The organism is Luteimonas saliphila (assembly GCF_016774335.1).
GTDB lineage: Bacteria > Pseudomonadota > Gammaproteobacteria > Xanthomonadales > Xanthomonadaceae > Luteimonas > Luteimonas saliphila.
On sequence record NZ_JAETWA010000042.1, the window covers coordinates 101,064 to 120,906 of the forward strand.

Annotated in this window: 16 protein-coding genes; 12 read left to right on the top strand and 4 right to left on the bottom strand. The window is 70.4% G+C overall.

The annotated features are described in order from the left end of the window. Positions 1-48: 48 nt before the first annotated feature. Positions 49-1,545, bottom strand: coding sequence for an aminotransferase class III-fold pyridoxal phosphate-dependent enzyme (locus JMO03_RS13105; protein WP_202844004.1), 1,497 nt, complete (start codon positions 1,543-1,545; stop codon positions 49-51). Between the two features lie 186 nt (positions 1,546-1,731). Here JMO03_RS13105 and JMO03_RS13110 point away from each other — a divergent pair, with 186 nt between their 5' ends. From JMO03_RS13110 to secF, 9 genes are all read left to right on the top strand, one after another. Next, a complete protein-coding gene (locus JMO03_RS13110) occupies positions 1,732-2,163 on the top strand; it encodes an Lrp/AsnC family transcriptional regulator (protein WP_202844006.1) in 432 nt (143 codons plus the stop codon). A gap of 158 nt (positions 2,164-2,321) precedes the next feature. Further along, positions 2,322-3,350, top strand: a complete 1,029-nt coding sequence (gene queA / locus JMO03_RS13115; protein ID WP_202844008.1) for a tRNA preQ1(34) S-adenosylmethionine ribosyltransferase-isomerase QueA — start codon at positions 2,322-2,324, stop codon at positions 3,348-3,350. A 243-nt stretch (positions 3,351-3,593) separates the two neighbouring features. After that, on the top strand, positions 3,594-4,694 hold the full coding sequence (locus tag JMO03_RS13120) for a Fe(3+) ABC transporter substrate-binding protein (protein ID WP_202844009.1): 1,101 nt from the start codon (positions 3,594-3,596) through the stop codon (positions 4,692-4,694). Positions 4,695-4,808: 114 nt separating this feature from the next. Then, positions 4,809-6,506: an ABC transporter permease gene (locus JMO03_RS13125; RefSeq protein ID WP_202844010.1), complete on the top strand. Its 1,698-nt coding sequence runs from the start codon at positions 4,809-4,811 to the stop codon at positions 6,504-6,506. Then, positions 6,503-7,519: an ABC transporter ATP-binding protein gene (locus tag JMO03_RS13130; RefSeq protein ID WP_238346159.1), complete on the top strand. Its 1,017-nt coding sequence runs from the start codon at positions 6,503-6,505 to the stop codon at positions 7,517-7,519. Before JMO03_RS13125 ends, JMO03_RS13130 begins: the two co-directional genes overlap by 4 nt. 432 nt (positions 7,520-7,951) lie before the next feature. Further along, positions 7,952-9,079, top strand: coding sequence for a tRNA guanosine(34) transglycosylase Tgt (gene tgt, locus JMO03_RS13135; RefSeq protein ID WP_202844013.1), 1,128 nt, complete (start codon positions 7,952-7,954; stop codon positions 9,077-9,079). A gap of 117 nt (positions 9,080-9,196) precedes the next feature. Beyond that, entirely contained in the window at positions 9,197-9,541 is a 345-nt protein-coding gene (gene yajC / locus JMO03_RS13140) for a preprotein translocase subunit YajC (RefSeq protein ID WP_202844014.1), read from the top strand. Positions 9,542-9,684: 143 nt separating this feature from the next. Next, positions 9,685-11,571: a protein translocase subunit SecD gene (gene secD, locus JMO03_RS13145; RefSeq protein ID WP_202844017.1), complete on the top strand. Its 1,887-nt coding sequence runs from the start codon at positions 9,685-9,687 to the stop codon at positions 11,569-11,571. 19 nt (positions 11,572-11,590) lie between these two features. Next, positions 11,591-12,556 carry a protein translocase subunit SecF gene (gene secF / locus JMO03_RS13150; protein ID WP_202844019.1) on the top strand — a complete coding sequence of 322 codons (966 nt, stop codon included), beginning with the start codon at positions 11,591-11,593 and terminating at the stop codon, positions 12,554-12,556. 185 nt (positions 12,557-12,741) lie between these two features. Here the strand turns inward: secF and JMO03_RS13155 are convergent, their stop codons facing one another. Next, entirely contained in the window at positions 12,742-13,575 is an 834-nt protein-coding gene (locus tag JMO03_RS13155) for an inositol monophosphatase family protein (RefSeq protein ID WP_202844020.1), read from the bottom strand. An 86-nt stretch (positions 13,576-13,661) separates the two neighbouring features. Here JMO03_RS13155 and JMO03_RS13160 point away from each other — a divergent pair, with 86 nt between their 5' ends. From JMO03_RS13160 to JMO03_RS13170, 3 genes are all read left to right on the top strand, one after another. Beyond that, positions 13,662-14,447, top strand: coding sequence for an RNA methyltransferase (locus JMO03_RS13160; protein WP_425491849.1), 786 nt, complete (start codon positions 13,662-13,664; stop codon positions 14,445-14,447). 102 nt (positions 14,448-14,549) lie between these two features. Continuing rightward, on the top strand, positions 14,550-15,467 hold the full coding sequence (locus JMO03_RS13165; protein WP_202844514.1) for a phosphate/phosphite/phosphonate ABC transporter substrate-binding protein: 918 nt from the start codon (positions 14,550-14,552) through the stop codon (positions 15,465-15,467). After that, the gene (locus JMO03_RS13170; RefSeq protein WP_202844021.1) at positions 15,464-17,593 is read left to right on the top strand and encodes a putative bifunctional diguanylate cyclase/phosphodiesterase; all 2,130 of its coding nucleotides are present in this window, start codon (positions 15,464-15,466) and stop codon (positions 17,591-17,593) included. The genes JMO03_RS13165 and JMO03_RS13170 overlap by 4 nt, the downstream gene beginning before the upstream one ends. Before the next feature lie 255 nt (positions 17,594-17,848). On the opposite strand, the gene JMO03_RS13175 is transcribed toward JMO03_RS13170, so the two are convergent. Both JMO03_RS13175 and JMO03_RS13180 read right to left on the bottom strand, forming a co-directional pair. Continuing rightward, complete coding sequence (locus JMO03_RS13175) at positions 17,849-18,502, bottom strand: exopolysaccharide biosynthesis protein (protein ID WP_202844022.1); 654 nt, start codon at positions 18,500-18,502, stop codon at positions 17,849-17,851. After that, positions 18,492-19,826 (bottom strand): CNNM domain-containing protein, encoded by a 1,335-nt coding sequence (locus JMO03_RS13180; protein WP_202844023.1) that lies wholly within the window; start codon positions 19,824-19,826, stop codon positions 18,492-18,494. The genes JMO03_RS13175 and JMO03_RS13180 overlap by 11 nt, the downstream gene beginning before the upstream one ends. Positions 19,827-19,843 lie beyond the last annotated feature (17 nt).

The window sequence follows — 19,843 nt, forward strand, 5'->3', positions numbered from 1 at the left end:
GTCGGCGTCGCCTGCCGCAATCGGGCAGGCGACGGCGCCGGTTCCCGATCAGGCCGCTTCCGCCGCTTCCTGCCGCGGTCCCTCGCGCAGCGCCTTGCCCACCATCGACACCAGCAGTTCGAGTTCGTCGGACTGGGTGTCGAAGCGCGGGGTGAAGCGCAGCGAATTGGCGCCGCCGTGGATCACGCCGATGCCGCGCTCGCGCAGCCATTCCTCGGTGGAGCCCGCGCCGTAGCATTTGTACTGCGGCGCCAGTTCGCACGAGAACAGCAGCCCGGTGCCTTGCACCCCGGTGACCAGGCCGCCGAGTTCGGCCTTCAGCGCCTCGAGCCTGGCGACCGCTTCCCTGCCGCGCTCGCGGATGTTGGCGCGCAGCTGCGGCGTGATGGCATCGAGCACCGCGCAGGCCACGTCGAGCGCGCGCGGGTTGGTGGTCATGGTGTTGCCGTAGATGCCGCTGCGGTAGAGGTTCGCGGCGCGCTCGGTGACGGCCAGCACCGACAGCGGGTACTGGCCGGCGTTGAGCGCCTTGGAGTAGGTCTCCATGTCCGGCGCTTCGCAACCTTCGAAGCCCGGGTAGTCGACGATCGACAGCACGCCATGCGCGCGCAGGCCGGCCTGGATCGAATCGACCAGCAGCAGCGAGCCGTGCGCCTTCGTCAGTTCGCGCGCGGCATCGTAGAACGCGCGCGGCAGCGCCCGGCCCGGATCGCCTTCGCCCATCACCGGCTCGAGGAACACCGCCTCGACGAACCAGCCGTTGGCGTCGGCCTCGGCGAACGCGCGTTGCAGCGCCGCGACGTCGTAGGGTTCGATCGCGATCAGCGAATCCTCGCCGCGGAAGCTGGCGAGGTGCTTCAGGTAGGCCTTGCGGCTGGAATCGGAGTACAGCGCCGGGCGTTCGGTGCGGCCGTGGAAGCTGCCCTTGACCACGATGCGCTTGACGGTGGCGCCGGCATGCTTCGCGCCCGGATCGGTCGCCAGCTTGGTGCCGACATCGGCGATGCGCGCGGCCAGGCCCACCGCTTCCGAACCCGAGTTCAGGCACAAAAAGCGCGCGAACGGGCACTGGCCGCGGGTGTGGCCGATCTCACGGCGCATGGCGCGGTCGAAGCGCAGCTGCGACAGGCCCGGCGTCATCACGTTGGCCATCGCCTGCGGTTTGGCCATCGCGTCGAGCACCGCCTGCGGCGCGTGGCCGAAGCCGAGCATGCCGTAGCCGCCCGAATCGTGGACCACCGCGCCCTTGAGGGTGACGATCCACGGCCCGCGCGCGGTGAGCGCGAGATAGGGATTCACCGCGTCGCCGGGGTAGAAATTCACGTAGCCGGCCTGCACGGCCTCGATCTGGGCGGTTTCGTCGAGGTCGAGGAGATCGGCGAACTCGTCCTGCACGCGCGCGTATTCCGCGGCGGCGGCGTCGATCGCGGCGCGAAGCTCGGGATGGGTCGCGGCAAGACGCTCGATCGTGGCGTCGTCGAGGCCGCGGGTGCGGCGCTGGCCGCTGTGTGCGCGCAGCGGGGCGAGGGCGTCGATCACGGGCATCGTGCGTTCTCCTGGGAGGCGACCTCGCGTCCGCCAGCCGGGCGGAGGAGGTCGCGGGTGACGGGTCCGGTCCGCGGGCACGGTCGGCGAAGCCCCTATTATCTCGATCCTGTCGGCACAAGGTAGGGTCGATTTGCGCAGAATATCGTACGATTTCGTCGAATCGACGAGCCGATTGCGCAGATCATGAAAATCACCCCTGCCGACGCCCAGCTCCTGTCCGCCCTGCGCGAGAACGCGCGCGCGTCGATCGCCGAGATCGCTCGCCGGCTCGGGTTGTCGCGGACCACGGTACAGAGCCGGATCGAACGGCTCGAGCGCGAGGACGTGATCCGCGGCTACACCGTGCGCGTCAACGAGGAGGTCGAGCGCGGCCACATCCGCGCCCACATCCTGATCACCGTGCTGCCCAAGCAGATGCCCGCGGTGGTACAGGCGCTGCGCGGCATGCCCGAGGTGCGCAGCCTGCATTCGGTCAGCGGCGCGCACGACCTGGTGGCGATGGGCGTGGTGCCGGCGGTCGCCGACATGGACGATCTGACCGACCGGATCGGCGCGATCGAAGGGGTGGAGCGGACCACGTCCGCGGTCATCCTGTCGACCAAGTTCGAGCGCTAGGGCGGGTTCCGGCCCGCCATTACGAGGGCTCGGCCTGTCACAAGGCCATGGGAACCGAGCCCGATGGCGGGCGGGCCCGCCATCACGAAGTCCCGGCCCCAGCGCATCGCGATCGGGACCAGGGCGATGGTGGCGCGGGGCCACCCTACAATCCGGCGATGAAGAAATCGGATTTCCACTACCACCTGCCGCCCGAACTGATCGCGCAGGCGCCACTGCCGGAGCGTTCTGCCAGCCGGATGCTCGTGGTGCCGCCCGGCGACGCGCCCCTGGTCGATGCCCAGGTGCGCGAGCTCGGCGACTGGCTGCACCCCGGCGACCTGCTGGTGTTCAACGACACCCGGGTGATCCCGGCGCGGCTGTTCGGGCAGAAGGACACCGGCGGCCGGGTCGAGATCCTGATCGAGCGCCTGTTGCCGGGCAACGAGGCGCGTGCCCAGGTCGGCGCCAGCAAGCCACCGAAGCCGGGTGGTCGCATCGCGCTCGATGCCGGTGGCGAGGCGCAGGTGCTGGGCCGCGACGGCGAGTTCTACCACCTGCGCTTCCAGGTCGACGGCGCGCTGGAGTCCTGGCTGCTCGAGGCCGGCCGCCTGCCGCTGCCGCCCTACATCCGCCGCGAGCCCGGGCGCGACGATGCCGAGCGCTACCAGACCGTGTTCGCGCGCGAGATCGGCGCGGTCGCGGCGCCGACCGCGGGGCTGCATTTCGACGACGCGCTGCTCGCGACACTGCGTGGACGCGGGGTCGCGTTCGGGCACGTCACCCTGCACGTGGGCGCCGGTACCTTCCAGCCGGTGCGCGAGGACGACCTGCATGCCCACCGCATGCACAGCGAGTGGCTCAACGTCGGTGCCGGACTGGTCGCCCAGGTCCGGCGCACGCGCGAGGCCGGGGGCCGCGTGGTCGCGGTGGGCACCACCGTTGTGCGCGCGCTCGAGAGTGCGATGCGGGACGGCGAATTGCATCCGTTCGCCGGCGAAACCCGGATCTTCATCTTCCCCGGCTACCGCATCCGCAGCGTCGATGCGCTGCTGACCAATTTCCACCTGCCCGAATCGACCCTGCTGATGCTGGTGTCCGCCTTCGCCGGCCGCGCGCGGATCCTGGCCGCCTACGCCCACGCGGTGCGCGAGCGCTACCGGTTCTTCTCCTATGGCGACGCGATGCTGCTGTTCCCGCAGCCATGACCCAACGAGATGTAGGAGCGCCTTCAGGCGCGATCGCTTTTTGAATCGCTCTTGACGGGTGGCGTTCTGGAAAGCGTCCTGGAAAGCATCGCGCCTGAAGGCGCTCCTACAGCTGCGACTGTGGAAACGCGCGCCCTGGCCGCATCTGGCCAGGTGAGTATAATTCTCATTTCCGCTCCAGCCGCCGTGGTTTCTGGCAACGCCCGAGCCGGCTACCCCCGACTGACACAGGAGTCTTTCTTGATGCGACCCTTCGCCCGAGCCGCCCGCCTGTCGCGGACGAGCCTGCCTGCTTCGCTGCTGTTGTCCGGCATCGCGCTGTTGTTCGCCGCCTGCGGCCAGCAGGATCGACAGGCGACCGGCGCCGCTGCGGAGTCCAGCCCCCCCGCTGGCGAGGTCACCCTCTACACCACCCGCGAACCGGGCCTGATCCAGCCGCTGCTCGATGCATTCACCGCGCAGACCGGCACCCGGGTCAACACCGTGTTCGTGCGCGACGGCCTGCTCGAGCGGGTGCGCGCGGAAGGGCAGCGTTCGCCGGCGGACGTGCTGATGACCGTCGATACCGGCAACCTGCTCGACCTGGTCGACGCCGGCCAGACCCGGCCGGTGGAATCGCAGGTGCTGGCCGACGCCGTTCCCGCGCATCTGCGCGGCGCCGACGGCCAGTGGTTCGCGCTCTCGTTGCGCGACCGCATCCTCTACGCCGACAAGGACCTCGCGCTCGACGGCTTCACCTACGAGCAACTCGCCGATCCGAAGTGGAAGGGCAAGGTCTGCATCCGTTCGGGGCAGCACCCGTACAACACCAGCCTGATCGCGGCGATGATCGCCCACCACGGCGCCGAGGCCACCGAGACCTGGCTGCGCGGGGTCAAGGCCAACCTGGCGCGCAAGGCCGCCGGCGGCGACCGCGACGTGGCGCGCGACATCCTCGCCGGCATCTGCGAGATCGGCATCGCCAACGCCTACTACGTCGGCCGCATGAAGAACGAACCCGAGGGCAGCGAGCAGCGCCAGTGGGGCGATGCGATCCAGGTGGTCCGCCCGACCTTCGCCATCGACGGCGGCGGCACCCACGTCAACATCAGCGGCGCGGCCATGGCGCTGCATGCGCCCAATAGCGACAACGCGGTGAAGCTGCTGGAGTACCTGGTTTCCGACCAGGCGCAGAGCCTGTACGCGAAGGCGAACTACGAGTACCCGGTGAAGGCCGGCGTCGAACTCGACCCGGTCGTCGCCAGCTTCGGGCCGATGCAGGTCGACGCGCTGCCGCTGGCGCGGATCGCCGAACACCGCCGCCAGGCCAGCGAGCTGGTCGACCGGGTCGGGTTCGACAACTGACAGCGCGGGAATGGGGAATCGGGAATCGGGAATCGGCGAGGGACAGGACGCCGCGTGCGTGCCGGTGTCGAACCGGTGCCGGCTGATCGCGATTCCGCTCGGAGCCGCCAGGGGATGACCGCCGCTGCCAGTGCGTTGGCCATGGCTGCCGTGCGTTCGCGCGCGCGGCCCGATGGCTGGCTGCTCGCCGCGCTGGCGATCGCCGCCATTGCGCTGCTGCCGCTGCTGGCGCTGGCCTGGACCGCCGCCGAGGGCAGCGACGCCTGGCCGCACATCGTGGCCAACGTGCTGCCGCAGGCGGCACGCAATACGCTGTGGCTGCTGCTGGGCGTGGGCGTGTTGGCCGTGGCGATCGGTACCGGCGCCGCGTGGCTGGTGACGGCCTACGATTTCCCCGGTCGCGCGGTGATGGCGTGGGCGCTGCTGCTGCCGCTGGCGGTGCCCACCTACATCGTCGCCTACGCCTACCTCGACCTGCTGCACCCGCTGGGCCCGGTGCAGGGCGCGATCCGTGGCGTGCTCGGATACGAAGGCCCGCGCGAGTTCCGGCTGCCCGACATCCGCGGCCTGCCCGGTTGCATCGTGCTGCTCGGGCTGGTGCTGTATCCCTACGTCTACATCACCACGCGCGCGATGTTCATGACCCAGGCGGCAGGCCTGCTGGAAGCCGCGCGTACGCTCGGCGCTGGGCGCGCGGCGCTGCTGTGGCGGGTGGCCCTGCCGCTCGCGCGGCCGGCGATCGCGGTGGGCGCGGCGCTGGCGCTGCTGGAGACGCTCGGCGACATCGGCGCCTCGGAATTCCTTGGCGTGCAGACGCTCACCGTGTCCGTCTACACCACCTGGGTGACGCGCAGCGACCTGCCGGGCGCGGCGCAGATCGCGCTGTCGATGCTGGTGGTGGTGATCGCGGTGATCGCACTGGAACGTTTCGGGCGCCGGCGCGCGGGTTATGCCAGCGCGATGCGCCCGCGGCCGATGCAGCCGCAGCCGCTGCGAGGCGTCGCGGGCTGGGTCGCGCTGGCGCTGGTGGCGTTGCCGGTCGCGCTCGGCTTCGTCGCGCCGGCCACGCACCTGGCGATCGAGAGCTGGCTGCGCATCGCCGACGGCGCCGGCGTTTCGCCGATGCTGTGGCGCAGTACCTGGAACACCTTGCGGGTCGCGCTGCTGGCCACGGCCGCAACGCTTGGCGCCGGCCTCGTGCTCGCCTGGGCGCTGCGGCTGGCGCAGGCGCGGCGCCGCACCCGGCTGGCTTCGGCCGCCCTGCGCGTCGGCGGCCTGGGCTATGCGGTGCCGGGCACGGTGCTGGCGATCGGCCTGCTCGCGCCGCTGGCCTGGTTCGACGACGGTGCCAACGTGCTGATGCGCGCCGCCGGCCTCGAGCCGCGGATGCTGCTGATGGGCTCGCTCGGCGCGCTGGTGCTGGCGTACGTGCTGCGTTTCCTGGTGATCGCCGCCGGCGGCATCGAGGCGGGCTTCTCGCGGATCGCGCCATCGCTGGACCAGGCCGCGCGCGGACTCGGCGCCGCGCCGGGCACGGTGCTCGGACGCGTGCACCTGCCGCTGCTGCGGCCGGCCATCGCCGCCGCCGCGCTGCTGGTGTTCGTCGACGCGATGAAGGAACTGCCGGCGACGCTGCTGCTGCGCCCGTTGAACTTCGAGACGCTGGCGACCTGGCTGTACGCCGATGCCGCGCGCGGCGCCTACGAGGAGGGCGCGGTGGCCGCGCTGCTGATCGTGCTGGCCGGCCTGCTGCCGGTGATCCTGCTGGCGCGCACCGGGTTGGAGTACGGACACGAGGTCGCGCCGGCATGAGCGAGGCCATGCTCCGGCTAGACGACATCCGCGTGGCCTACCCGGGCCCCGGTGGCGAGCGCACCGTGGTCGACCACCTGTCGTTGTCGCTGGCCAGGGGCACGATCGGCTGCCTGCTCGGCGCCTCCGGCTGCGGCAAGACCACGGTGCTGCGCGCGATCGCGGGATTCGAGCCGCTGCGCGCGGGCCGCATCGAGCTCGACGGACATGTCCTGTCGACCACCGCGGCCACGCTGCCGCCGGAGCGGCGCGGGATCGGCATGATGTTCCAGGACTACGCGCTGTTCCCGCACCTGGACGTCGCCGGCAACGTCGGCTTCGGGCTCGCCGCGCAGCCGCGTAACGTCCGCGATGCGCGGATCGCCGAGGTACTGGCGCTGGTCGGTCTGCCCGATCGCGCCGGCGCGTATCCGCACGAGTTGTCCGGTGGCCAGCAGCAGCGCGTGGCGCTCGCGCGCGCGCTGGCGCCGTCGCCGTCGCTGCTGCTGCTCGACGAGCCGTTCTCCAACCTCGACATCGACACCCGCGAACGCCTCGCCGCCGAGTTGCGCGCGATCCTCCACCGCACCGGTACCACCGCGCTGCTGGTCACCCACGACCAGGCCGAGGCGTTCGCCATGGCCGATGCGATCGGGGTGATGGACCGCGGCCGGATCCTGCAGTGGGCCGACGCGCAAACCCTGTACCGGGCACCGGCGGACCGCTTCGTCGCCGGCTTCGTCGGCCGCGGTTGCGTGCTGCCGGCGGCGGCGCTGGGCCTGCCGGGCGGCGGCGACGTGCTGCTGCGGCCGGACCAACTGGTGCCGGACGACAATGGCGCGCTCCGCGCGGAAGTGCTTGCGACGATATTCCGTGGTCCGCAGCACGTCCTGCTGCTGCGCCTGCCGGAGGGCGAGGTGGCCGAGGTCGACGTGTCCGGGCACGCGATCCCTGCTCCCGGCACGACGCTCGCGCTGCGCCTGGCCGATGCGCCGCTGGTGGCGTTCCGGCGGCGGGAGGGGGATGCGTTGTAGCGTCGGCCATCGGCGGACTCGCCACCAGGGACGTCGCCTTTCGACCCGCTGCCAGCCGGGCTTCAGGCAATCGGCGAGTCGTGTCGTCTCGGCTACGTCCTCGGCGATTGGAGGCACACGGTCCCAGGTTGCAGCGTCATGACCTCCCGGGATACGGCACTCTCAGGGTCACGTCCCCCCGGTGTAGCGTCAGGCGGCGTCATGTCGCGACCAGTGCGATGTCATCCAGAACGCAGTGAGGGATCTGGCTCTGCGTCGCCGCAAAGAAGATCCCTCGCTGCGCTCGGGATGACAAACCATTAGGCTCTCGCCGGTCGCGCTCGCGGTCGCAGTCTCCGGTCGCCAGTCGCCAGTCGCCAGTCGCCAGCACTCCCCATTCCCCATTCCCCATTCCCCATTCCCCATTCCCCATTCCCCATTCCCGGCTCTTCCATGTCCCGCATGCAGTTCCAGCTCCTGTCCACCGACGGCGCCGCGCGCCGCGGCCGGCTCTCGTTTCCGCGCGGAACGGTGGAGACGCCGGCGTTCATGCCGGTCGGCACCTACGGCACGGTCAAGGGCATGCTGCCGGAGCAGGTGCGTGCGCTGGGGGCGCAGATCATCCTCGGCAACACCTTCCACCTGTTCCTGCGGCCGGGGTTGGAGGTGATCGAGGCGCACGGCGGGCTGCACGGTTTCGCGCGCTGGGACGGGCCGATCCTCACCGATTCGGGCGGGTTCCAGGTGTTCTCGCTGGCACACCGGCGCAAGATCACCGAGGCCGGTGTGACCTTCGCCGCGCCCACCGACGGCTCGAAGGTGTTCCTCGGCCCCGAGGAGTCGATGCACATCCAGAAGGTGCTCGGCTCGGACGTGGTGATGATCTTCGACGAATGCCCGCCGGTGCAGGTCGATGGCCAGCCGGTGGACCGGGGCGTGGTCGAGCGGTCGATGGAACTGTCGCTGCGCTGGGCCGAGCGATCGAAGAAGGCCCACGAGGGCAACGACGCGGCGCTGTTCGGGATCGTCCAGGGCGGCGTGCACCAGGCGTTGCGCACGCGCTCGGCCGAAGGATTGAAGGCGATCGGCTTCGACGGCTATGCGATCGGCGGCCTCGCCGTCGGCGAGACCGAGGCCGAGCGCAACGCCATGCTCGAACACACCTGCCCGCAACTGCCCGATGACCGGCCGCGCTACCTGATGGGCGTGGGTCGGCCGGAGGACCTGGTGGAAGCGGTCGCCCGCGGCGTCGACATGTTCGACTGCGTGATGCCGACCCGCAATGCCCGCAACGGCCACTACTTCACCTCCACCGGCGTGGTCCGCGTGCGCAACGCGCAGTACGGGAACGACATGCGGCCGATCGAGGAGGGCTGCGGATGCCCGGCCTGCACCGGCGGCTACAGCCGCGCCTATCTGCGCCACCTCGACCGCTGCAACGAGATGCTCGGCCCGATCCTGGGGACCCTGCACAACCTCTGGTACTACCAGAAGCTGATGGCCGACATGCGCGAGGCGATCGGGCAGGGAACCTTCGCCGCCTTCCGCGAGTCCTTCCACGCGGCCCGTCTGGCGCGATAGGACCCGCTCCGGGCGGGTTTTCCCGCTTCAGAGGCGCCGGGCCCGGCGCCCGACGGCGCCCCGCGCCGGGGCCGTGGCATAATTCCCGGCTATTTTCCGCGACATGGAACCGAACCGATGACCCTGCTCGACCTGCTGATCGCCCCGGCCCACGCCCAGGCCGCCGCCGGCGCCGCCCCCCAGGGCGGTGGACTGAGCTTCCTGATCATGCCGATCGTGCTGATCGCGATCATGTACTTCCTGATGATCCGTCCGCAGATGAAGCGCCAGAAGGAACACCGCGGCATGCTCGAGAAGCTCGCGGTCGGCGACGAGGTGATCACCAACGGCGGTATCGCCGGCGTGGTGCGCTCGATGGGCGAGAGCTTCATCACCGTGGAGATCGCCGACCGCGTCGAGATCCGCGTACAGAAGGGCGCGATCGCCAACGTGCTGCCCAAGGGCACGCTCAAGGCGGCCTGACCGCGACGGTGGCGCGATGCGGCCGGCGTGAGCCGGCCCCGCGACGCCGGGCGACCGCACCGATCCTCCTGTCCCGGTTCCGGGGCGGGCACGGGGGCGAGGCCTGAGGGCCGGTGCCTCCCCCTTCGCAGACGATACCCGCAATGCTCGACTTTCCCCGCTGGAAATACGCCCTCATCCTGGTCGTGGTGCTGCTCAGCGCGCTGTACGCCGTGCCGAACCTCTACCAGAAGGATCCCTCGGTGCAGGTGACCAGGAACCGCCCGGCGGCGGTCGTCGACGAGGCGCTGGTCGCGCGGGTGCAGGGCATCCTGGAGCAAGCCGGCGTCCAGGCGAGATCGGTCGAGCTCGAAGGCGAGCAACTGCTGGTGCGCCTGCCCGACGCTACCACCCAGACCCGTGCTGCCGATGCGCTGCGGCCTGCGCTGGGTGAGGACTACTCCGCGGCGCTGAACCTGGTGCCGACCACGCCGGCGTGGCTGGAATCGCTCGGCGCCAGGCCGATGTCGCTCGGCCTCGACCTGCAGGGCGGCGTGCACTTCATGATGCAGGTCGACCAGAAGGCGGCGCTGGAGAAGCGCGTCGATGCCTACGCCGACGCGATCCGCACCGCCCTGCGCGAGGCGCGGATCGGCTACACCGGCGCCGAACGCCGCCCGGACAACACCGTACAGGTGGTGCTGTCCGATGCCGCCGATGCCACGCGCGCGCGCGGCGAGATCCTCACCGCCCTGGGCGGCCTGAGCCAGACCGCGGCGCTCGGCACCGGCGCACCGACCCTCGACGTCGAAGGCAACCGCATCACCGTGCGCCTGTCCGAGTCGGAGATCGCGCGCATCGCCAGCGACGCGATCGAGCAGAACCGCAATGTCATCGCCAACCGCATCAACGCGATCGGCGTGGCCGAGCCGGTGCTGCAGCGCCAGGGCGAGGACCGCCTGGTCATCCAGTTGCCGGGCCTGCAGGACACCGCCGAGGCCAAGCGCCTGATCGGCGCGACCGCCACGCTCGAGTTCCGCGCCGTCACCGGCGACGAGCTGCAGGCGGCCGCGGCGCTGGCCGACAACAGCATCCCGGCCGGCTCGCGCATCTACTACGACCAGAACGGCCAGCCGCTGCTGCTCTCGCGCCGGCTGCTGGTGTCGGGCGACGAACTGGTCAACGCGCAGCCGCAGACCGATCAGCAGACCGGCCTGCCGGCGGTGAGCATCACGCTCAACGCCGCCGGCGGCAAGCGCATGCTCGACCACACCCTGGAGAACGTCGGCAACCGCCTCGGTATCGTCTACGTCGAGCGGATCCCGACGGTGGCGGTGGTGAACGGCGAGGAGGTACGCTCGGCGCGTACGGTCGAGCGCGTGATCAGCTCGTCGACGATCCGCGGCGTATTCGGCAAGGACTTCCAGACCACCGGCCTGAGCCGCGAGGAAGCCGCCTCGCTGGCCAAGCAGCTCAAGGCAGGCGCGCTGGCCGCGCCGATGGATTTCGTCGAGGAGAACGTGATCGGCCCGACGCTCGGCGCCGAGAACGTGGCGCGCGGCACCCAGGCGGTGATGTACGCGTTCGTGTTCACCCTGCTGTTCTTCGCGATCTACTACCGCATGTTCGGCCTGATCACCTGCGTGGCGCTGTTGCTCAACCTGCTGATGGTGGTGGCGGTGATGAGCCTGTTCGGCGCGACCATGACACTTCCGGGTTTCGCCGGCCTGGCGCTGTCGATCGGCATGTCGGTCGACGCCAACGTGCTGATCAACGAACGCATCCGCGAGGAATTGCGTGCCGGACTGCCACCACGCACCGCGATCGCGACCGGCTACGACAAGGCGTCGGGCACGATCTTCGACTCGAACATGACCGCGCTGCTGGCCGGCATCGCGCTGTACGCCTTCGGCACCGGACCGCTGCGCGGCTTCGCGGTGACGATGGTCATCGGCATCCTCACCTCGGTGTTCACCGCGGTCACCGTGTCGCGCGGCGTCGCCATGCTGATCTACGGCGGCCGCCGCAAACTCAAGTCGATCGCCATCTGAGCGCGCGGAGACCAAGACCATGAAACTGTTCCCGCTGACGCTGATTCCCGCCGATACCCGCATCGACTTCATGCGCTGGCGGTTCGCCACCATCGCCTTCATGCTGCTGCTGATGGTCGCGTCGGTCGTGCTGGTCGCGACCAAGGGCTTCAACTACGCGCTCGACTTCACCGGCGGTACCTCCGTGGAACTGGTGTTCGAGCAGCCGGCGGACGTCGACGCGGTACGCGGACGGCTCGAGGCGGCAGGCTATCCCGGCGCCCAGGTCCAGACCATGGGTACCGCCAGCGACCTGATGATCAGGCTGCAGCCCAAGGATGGCGGCACCGGCGCCGAGGCGATCGACCGCACCGCCGCCGACGTGCTGCGCGCCGCGTCGACCGAGGGCAACGCCGCCACCATCAAGGGGCGCTCGTACGTCGGTCCGCAGGTCGGCCAGGACCTGGCGCGCAAGGGCGTCTACGCGATCGTGTTCGTGGTGCTGGGCTTCCTGATCTACATCGCGTTCCGCTTCGAGTGGAAGTTCGCGGTGTCGGCGATCATCACCACCCTGGGCGACGTGCTGATCGTCGCCGGCTGGTTCTCGCTGGCCGGCCGCGAGTTCGACCTCACCCTGCTCGCCGGCCTGCTGACGGTGATGGGCTTCTCGATCAACGACACCATCGTGGTGTTCGACCGCGTTCGCGAGAACTTCCGCGGCATGCGCGCCGACCCGCTGGAGGTGCTCAACACCTCGATCAACCAGACCCTGTCGCGCACGATCATCACCTCGGTGGTGGCGTTCCTGACGGTGCTGGCGCTGTACCTGTACGGCGGCGGCTCGCTGGAGGGCATGTCCGAGGCGATGATGATCGGCATCGCGATCGGCACGGCATCGTCGATCCTGGTTGCCTGTCCGCTGCTGACGCTGGGCGTGCTGCGCGTGACCAAGCAGGACCTGCTGCCCAAGGCGCGCGACGAGGCGGCGCTGGCGCGGCGGCCGTGATTGGTGGTAATTCGTGATTGGTGATTCGTGAGAGCAGGAAGGCCGCGCATTGCGCGGCCTTCCTGCTTTTCGTAGGAGCGCCTTCGGGCGCGATACCCGCGGCGGCGAGGCAATCAGGTGACCAGGGATCGGGGCGCCGACAGGGTCGCGCCTGAAGGCGCTCCTACAGTCCAAGCCGGATGGAGTCAGGCGAAGGCGGCCGCGTACCCGGACGCCACGATCGCCTTCTGCAAAGCGTCGGTGATCTTGATGTTGCCGGCGATGAGCTGGCGGCCGGCCGCCGCGCCCGGAATGTGCATGGGGCCGGTCGCGCCGCCCTTGAAGTCGATGACGCGGCCACCGGCCTCGCGCACCAGCAGCACGCCGGCGGCGATGTCCCAGGACTGCACGCCGGCCTCGAAATAGGCGTCGCAGCGCCCCGCGGCGACCCAGGCCAGGTCGAGCGCGGCCGAACCGGTGCGGCGCACGTCCTCGGCGTCCTGCAACAACACCTTGATGCAGTCCAGATGGGCGTCGACCCGCTTGCGTTCGCGCGGCGGGAAGCCGGTGGCCAGCATCGTGCCGGCCAGGTCCTTGCGCTCGGCGACACGGATGCGCTTGTCGTTGAGCTGCGCGCCGGCGCCGCGGCTGGCGATGAACAGCTCGTTGCGCAGCGGGTCGAACACCACCGCGTGCAACGGCTCGGGCCCCTCGCACAGCGCGATCGAGACGCACCAGTGCGGGATGCCGTGCAGGTAGTTGCTGGTGCCGTCGAGCGGGTCGATCACCCAGGTATGGCGGCTGGGGCCGCGGCTGCCCTTCTGCGCGCCGCCTTCCTCGCCGAGCACGGCGTAGTCGGGGTTGGCCCGCCGCAGTTCCTTGATGATCGCTTCCTCGGCCAGCCCGTCGACCTCGCTGGCATAGTCCAGCCGGTCCTTCTCGACCACGTTCAGCGCGTCCAGCCGGTACATGTGCCGCAACAGCACGTTGCCCCCGGCGCGCGCGGCCTTGACCATGATGTTGACGGCAGGGGCGAGCATTGCGGACTCCGTGGCGCGGGCGGGTTTCGGCGGGTGGCAAAGAACGGTCCGGCGCTGGGCCGGGCGCGCAGTTTACCATCCGCGCCATGAGCGAACTCCTGCACGCCGCCGGCCGCATCCGCATCGTCCTGGTCGGCACCCAGCACCCGGGCAACATCGGCTCGGCCGCGCGCGCGATCAAGACCATGGGCCTGCAGCGGCTGGTGCTGGTGGCGCCGGAGCGCTTCCCGCACGCCGATGCGGTGGCGATGGCGGCCGGGGCAGGCGACGTGCTCGACGCCGCGCCGCAGGCGCAGACCCTGGCCGAAGCGGTCGCCGACTGCCGGCTGGTGCTGGGCTGCACCGCGCGCAGCCGCAGGATCGCGCTGGAGGAACTGCTGCCGCGCGAGGCCGGTGCGCGCGCCGTGGCGACCGCGGCGCAGGGCACGCAGGTGGCACTGGTGTTCGGACGCGAGCGCACCGGGCTCGACAACGACGAACTGCAGCTGTGCCACGCCGCGGTGACGATCCCCGCCGATCCGGCTTACAGCTCGCTCAACCTGGCCGCCGCGGTGCAGGTGTTGTGCTACGAGCTGCGGCTGGCGATGCTGGGCCTGCAGGACCTGGCGCCCGCGACCGGGGCGGGCGCCGCGCCCGCGCAGGCGGGCGACCTGCCCGCCAGCCATGCCGAACTCGAAGGATTCTTCGCCCAGCTGGGCGATACGCTCGACGCGATCGATTTCCACAAGGGCCGGGCGCCCGAGTCGGCGATGCGCAAGCTGCGGCGGATCTTCATGCGCAGCCGGCTCGACGACCGCGACGTGCGGCTGCTGCGCGGCGTGCTGGCCGACGCCCAGCGCATGGCCCGGTTGGCGTCGGGCGGCCACGACTGACCGGGCGTCATCGCGTGCGCGCGGTGCGCGCGCTACCGGCCCCCCGGGTTTTCCGCTAGGCTCGCCGCCGTGCCCGCCCTGAACTGGAACCGCCCCTTGCCCGTGTCGTTCTCCGGTTTCGGTCGCCTGCCGTGGCTGCTGGCGCTGTGCCTGGCGCTGCTGACGCCGGCCCGGGCGGACGACGGCGTGCTGGTGCTCGGCCGGATCAGCGACAACCCCCAGGCGCACTACGAACAGCTCAAGCCGCTGCTGGACTACGTCGTGCCGCGGCTGGCGGACGTCGGCATCCGCGAAGGTCGCGTGCTGATGGCGCGCGACGTGCAGCAGATGCAGAGTTACCTGCGACGCGGCCGGGTCGACTGGGTCACCGAAACCGCGGGCACCGCGATGGCGCTGGCCGAGCGCGCGGGCGCAGAACCGCTGCTGATGACCGAGCGCGACGGGGTGGCCAGCTACCGCACGCTGTATTTCGTGCGCGCCGACAGCCCGGTGCGCTCGCTGGCCGAGCTGCGCGGTCGCAGCATCGCCTTCCAGAACCGTTTTTCCACCAGTTCCTACTACGTGCCGGCCATCGAACTGCTCGACAGCGGGTTGCGACTGGAGGTGCTGCTGTCGCCGCTGGACCGTCCCGGGCCCGATTCGGTCGGCTACGTGTTCGGCCGTTCCGAGCTCAACGTGTCGTCCTGGGTGCACAAGGGTCTGGTGGACGCCGGGGCGATGAGCAACCTCGACTGGATCAACCCACAGCGCGTGCCGCCGTCGTACCGCGAGGACTTCCGGATCCTGCGCGAGACGCCGGACTTCCCGAGGGCGCTGGAGATGGTCCGGGGCGGCCTCGATCCGCGCGTGCGCGAGCGCCTGCGCGAAGTGCTGGCCGGCGCAGCCGACGATCCGGATGCGCGCGAAGCGCTGCTGCGGTTCTTCAAGACCACCCGCTTCGTGCCGATCGACGCGCAGACCGGCCAGGCGCTCGAGCAGTTGCGCCGCGGCGTCTCCCGGGTGACGCGGGAGGTCGAATGAAGCGGCGCCTGGGCCTGCGCGGGCGTTTCGCGTTGCTCGCGGCCGCCGCGCTGCTGGTGTCGCTGGCGCTGGTGGCGCTGGTGCTGCAGCGCCAGGACGCCATGCACCGCGAGATGCGGCAGCTCAGCCTGCAGGCGATCCACGAGTTCTCGTCCAGGCGGCTGCTGTCCAACGGCGAGGCCGCGACCCTGCAACTGGCCGACTCGCTGGTCAATCCGCTGTACTACTTCGACCTCGACGCGATCGGTGCTGCGGTGCGCAACGTGCTGCGCCAGCCCGACGTCAGCTATGTCATCGTCTACGACAACCAGGGCCAGATCATCCACGACGGCAGCCCGGACATCTCGACCTATGGCCAGGCGATGACCGATCCGTTCGCGTTCGAGGTGCTCTCGCTGAGCGAGGCGCACGTACAGTCGAGCGACACCCTGGTGGATGTCGCCGCGCCGATCCTGATCGGCGACCAGAGACTGGGTGGCGTCCGCGTCGGCTATTCGCTGGCCGCGGTCAAGGCCGACGAACAGCAGGTCGGCGGGCTCATGGCCGGACGCCTGGGCGAGATGGGGCGCAGCCAGCTGCTGTGGCTGGGGCTGCTGCTGGCGGGCATGGTCGCGCTGCTTGTTGCGATCGGCTACGTGCTGCAGCGGGCGCTGGTCTCGCCGGTGCGGCAGCTGGCCGATGCCGCGCGCCAGATCGAGGCCGGCAACTTCGAGGCGGACGTGCCCGCCAGCCGGCGCGACGACGAGATGGGCGACCTCATGCGGGCATTCGCGCACATGCGCGACAGCATCGTGCGCCACGACCGCGACATCCGCCGCATGGCCTATACCGACGCGCTGACCGGTCTGTCGAACAGGCTCGCGTTCCGCGAACTGCTCGACCAGCGCGTGGCCGAGGGCCATGGCACGGCGCGGCAGCTGGCGCTGCTGTTCGCCGACATCGACGATTTCAAGCGGGTCAACGACACCATCGGCCACGACGCGGGCGACGAGGTGCTGATGCAGTTCTCCAGCCGAATCCGCGAGGTGATCGAACTGCATGGCGGGACCGGCGCGGAGCTGGCGCGGTTCGGCGGCGACGAATTCGTGATCCTGCTGCAGGGCGGCGACGGTGGCGACGACATCCGCATGCGCGCAGAGCGCCTGGCCGAATCGCTGGTGTGCGAGCTGGGCAGACCGATCGCGGTCCATGGCCGCCAGGTCTTCCTCGGCATCTCGATTGGTATCGCGCTGTTCCCGGACGACGCCACGGACGTCTCGTCGCTGATGAAGAACGGCGACATCGCGATGTACCAGGCCAAGGTGGCCGGCAAGAACTGCCACCGCTTCTACAGCCGGGTGATGGACCAGGCGGTCGAGCGTCGGGTGCGCATGGAGCAGGACCTGCGCGGCGCCTGGGAGCGTGGTGAGCTGAGCGTGGCCTACCAGCCGGTCTACCGGCTCGAAGACGGCAGGCTCGCCGGCGCCGAGGCGCTGCTGCGCTGGCGGCATCCCGAACACGGGCCGGTCGCGCCTTCGCTGTTCATCGACGTGGCCGAGCAGAGCGGCCTGATCGAGGTCATCGGCCCGCAGGTGTTGCGCGCGGCGTGCATGGACGCGCGCGGCTGGCAGCGCGACTTTCCCGCGGCGCGCGGTCTGTTCGTCTCGGTCAACGTCTCTGCGCGGCAGTTGCGGACCGGCGACCTGGCCGCGCAGGTCGAGGCGGTGCTGCGCGAAACCGGACTGGCGCCGCAGCACCTGCACGTCGAGCTGACCGAAACGGCGGTGATCGGCGACGAGGCCCGGGTGAGCAGTCTGCTGGCGCGGCTTCGCAACGCCGGGGTGAAGGTCTGGCTCGACGATTTCGGCACCGGTTTCTCGGGCTTGAGCCACCTGCGCCGGGTGCCGGTGGATGGGGTCAAGATCGACCGCAGCTTCATCGCCGACGTGCTGCGCGATCCGGACGACCTGGCGCTCACCACCGCGATCATCGCGATGGCGCATTCGCTCGGCATCCACGTGGTCGCCGAGGGCGTGGAGAAGGAGGGCCAGTACGCGCTCCTGCGCGAGCGCGGCTGCGACATGGCGCAGGGCTTCTGGCTGGGCCACCCGATGCACAACCAGGAGTTCACCCGCCTGATCGCGTAGCGCGCCGCACGATCAGGCGCGCATGTCGTCGACGAACGCCGCCGTGAACGGGAAACGACGAGGTTCGCGCATCCGCATCCGCCGGGTGGCTCCGTAGGGCAGGCTCCGGTTGTCGCGGGACCCATCAGATTCGCCCTCTGCAGCCGTCGGCTTGTCCGCCCAGGGGATTGCGCCCACCACTCCCGAGGGACGCACGATGTGATGGTTCCCGTGACGGCGCGCAGCCAGAGGCCTTGGCCTGCCGCGGGCGTCCCGCTACGCGAACAGGCCGCCGACCCACTGGGTGGCGGCCGTCGCCAGCGCCCCGCTGAGGACACCGAACACCACGATCGCGGCGATGCCCGCGCCCCAGCACAGCAGCATCAGCCCGCCATCGCGCTCGAGCAGGGCGAAGGCATAGGTCAGCAGCAGCCCGCCGAACAGGTAGTTGGTGAACGGAATCGGCAGCGCCAGCAGGATGCCGAGCAGCACCAGCAGCAGGCCGGTGAACATGGACGCGGCGCGGTGGTCGATCATGCCGGTCAGGCGTGGCTTGACCAACTTCTCGAGCCGGCCCAGCCACGGCCCCAGCATGCGATCGAAGGCCTGCAGACTGGCGCGGCGCGGACCGCGACGGGCGATGAACCGCGGCAGCCAGAGCTTGCGCATGCCGACCAGCAGGTGCACGCCGACCAGCACCGTGAGCGGCCCGCCGATCGCGCCGCCGACGCCCGGGATCGGGATGAAGGCGGGCAGGGTGGACACGAACAGCAGCATCCCGAACACCTGCCGGCTGAGTCCGGCGAGGATGTCCTCCAGCCGCAGGTGGTCCTCGGGATCGCCGGTGGCGAGGGCGTCGAACAGCTCGCGCGTGCCGAGCGTCCCCGTCGGCGCGCGCCGCGTGGACGCCGCCGGATCGTCAGCGGTCATGGCCCACGCCATCCCCGAGGCGCTGCAGCAGCAGCTTGTCGATGCGTGGCCCGTCCAGGTCGACCACCTCGATCCGCCAGCCGTTCCAGTCGAAATGCTCGCCCACATGCGGGATCCGCCCGAACTGCGCGATCACCATCCCGGCCGCAGTGTGGTAATCGTGCTCGTCCTCGGCCGGCAGCGTCCCGCCGCCGAGCAGTTCGCGCGCCGTCTCGACCGAAATGCCGCCATCCACCAGCAGGGAGCCGTCGTCGCGGGTGGTGATCTGCGGGATCGAATCGGGGCCGTCGCCGCTGAGCTGGTTGCGGCCGATGACCGCCTCCATCACGTCGTTGACGGTCACCAGGCCGGTCACGTCCCCGTACTCGTCCACAACCAGCGCCAGCGACTGCTGTTCCTCGCGCAGGATCTCCAGCAGCTTCAGCGCCGGGGTCGACTCGGACACGAACAGCGGCTCGCGCAGGTACTTGAACAGGTCGAACTCGCGTTCCTCGAGGCGGTCGATCAGCGACTTGATCTCGAGCACGCCGGCCACTTCCGCGTCGCTGCCGCGATACACCGGATAGCGCGAGAACGGCGTGGCGCGCATCGTCGCGAGGTTCTCCTCGAAACCCTCGGCGATGTCGAGCCAGGCGATCCTCGTGCGCGGCGTCATCAGGCTGGCCGCGCTGCGGTCGCCCAGGCGCAGCACGCGGTTCATCATGTTGCGCTCGTCGGCGTCGATCACGCCCTGCTCGTGGCTTTCGCTCACCAGCAGGCGGATCTCCTCCTCGGTCACGTTCGCGGCCTGGCTGTGGTTGAGCCGCAACAGCCGCAGCAGGCCGCGCACCGACGCGCTGAGCAGCCACACGGCCGGGGTCGCGATCCGCGACAGTCCGTGCATCGGCGGCGCGACGAAGGCGGCCAGCCGCTCCGGCGCCAGCAGCGCCAGGCGCTTGGGCAGCAGTTCGCCGAGCACGATGGTGAGGTAGGTGATCAGGCCGATCGCCAGGACCGTGCCGACCACCTGGGCGACGCTGCCCTCGAAGAACGGCATCCTGGCCCCCATGGCGGGGAACCACTCCAGCACCCGGATGCCGATCGCGGCGCCGATGGCGTCGCCGCCGAACATGCCGGTCAGGATCCCGATCAGGGTGATCCCCACCTGCACGGTCGAGAGGAAGCGCTCGGGGTGCTCGGCCAGCTCCAGGGCCTTGCTCGCACCACGGTGACCGGGTGCCAGTTGCCTGAGGCGCTGCTTGCGCGAGGTGACCACCGACATTTCCGACAGCGCGAAGAACGCGTTGCAGGCGATCAGCACCAGGACGATGACCAGCTCGATCACGACCGCGCCCCTTGCCG

Bases quoted from the DNA above. Each gene is read 5' to 3' on its own strand.
- JMO03_RS13125 (WP_202844010.1), top strand. From the start codon at position 4,809: ATGACCGCCGCTGCCAGTGCGTTGGCCATGGCTGCCGTGCGTTCGCGC.
- secD (WP_202844017.1), top strand. From the start codon at position 9,685: ATGCTCGACTTTCCCCGCTGGAAATACGCCCTCATCCTGGTCGTGGTG.
- JMO03_RS13170 (WP_202844021.1), top strand. From the start codon at position 15,464: ATGAAGCGGCGCCTGGGCCTGCGCGGGCGTTTCGCGTTGCTCGCGGCC.
- tgt (WP_202844013.1), top strand. From the start codon at position 7,952: ATGTCCCGCATGCAGTTCCAGCTCCTGTCCACCGACGGCGCCGCGCGC.
- queA (WP_202844008.1), top strand. From the start codon at position 2,322: ATGAAGAAATCGGATTTCCACTACCACCTGCCGCCCGAACTGATCGCG.
- JMO03_RS13160 (WP_425491849.1), top strand. From the start codon at position 13,662: ATGAGCGAACTCCTGCACGCCGCCGGCCGCATCCGCATCGTCCTGGTC.
- secF (WP_202844019.1), top strand. From the start codon at position 11,591: ATGAAACTGTTCCCGCTGACGCTGATTCCCGCCGATACCCGCATCGAC.
- JMO03_RS13110 (WP_202844006.1), top strand. From the start codon at position 1,732: ATGAAAATCACCCCTGCCGACGCCCAGCTCCTGTCCGCCCTGCGCGAG.
- JMO03_RS13175 (WP_202844022.1), bottom strand. From the start codon at position 18,502: ATGACCGCTGACGATCCGGCGGCGTCCACGCGGCGCGCGCCGACGGGG.
- JMO03_RS13155 (WP_202844020.1), bottom strand. From the start codon at position 13,575: ATGCTCGCCCCTGCCGTCAACATCATGGTCAAGGCCGCGCGCGCCGGG.
- JMO03_RS13130 (WP_238346159.1), top strand. From the start codon at position 6,503: ATGAGCGAGGCCATGCTCCGGCTAGACGACATCCGCGTGGCCTACCCG.
- JMO03_RS13120 (WP_202844009.1), top strand. From the start codon at position 3,594: ATGCGACCCTTCGCCCGAGCCGCCCGCCTGTCGCGGACGAGCCTGCCT.
- JMO03_RS13105 (WP_202844004.1), bottom strand. From the start codon at position 1,545: ATGCCCGTGATCGACGCCCTCGCCCCGCTGCGCGCACACAGCGGCCAG.
- yajC (WP_202844014.1), top strand. From the start codon at position 9,197: ATGACCCTGCTCGACCTGCTGATCGCCCCGGCCCACGCCCAGGCCGCC.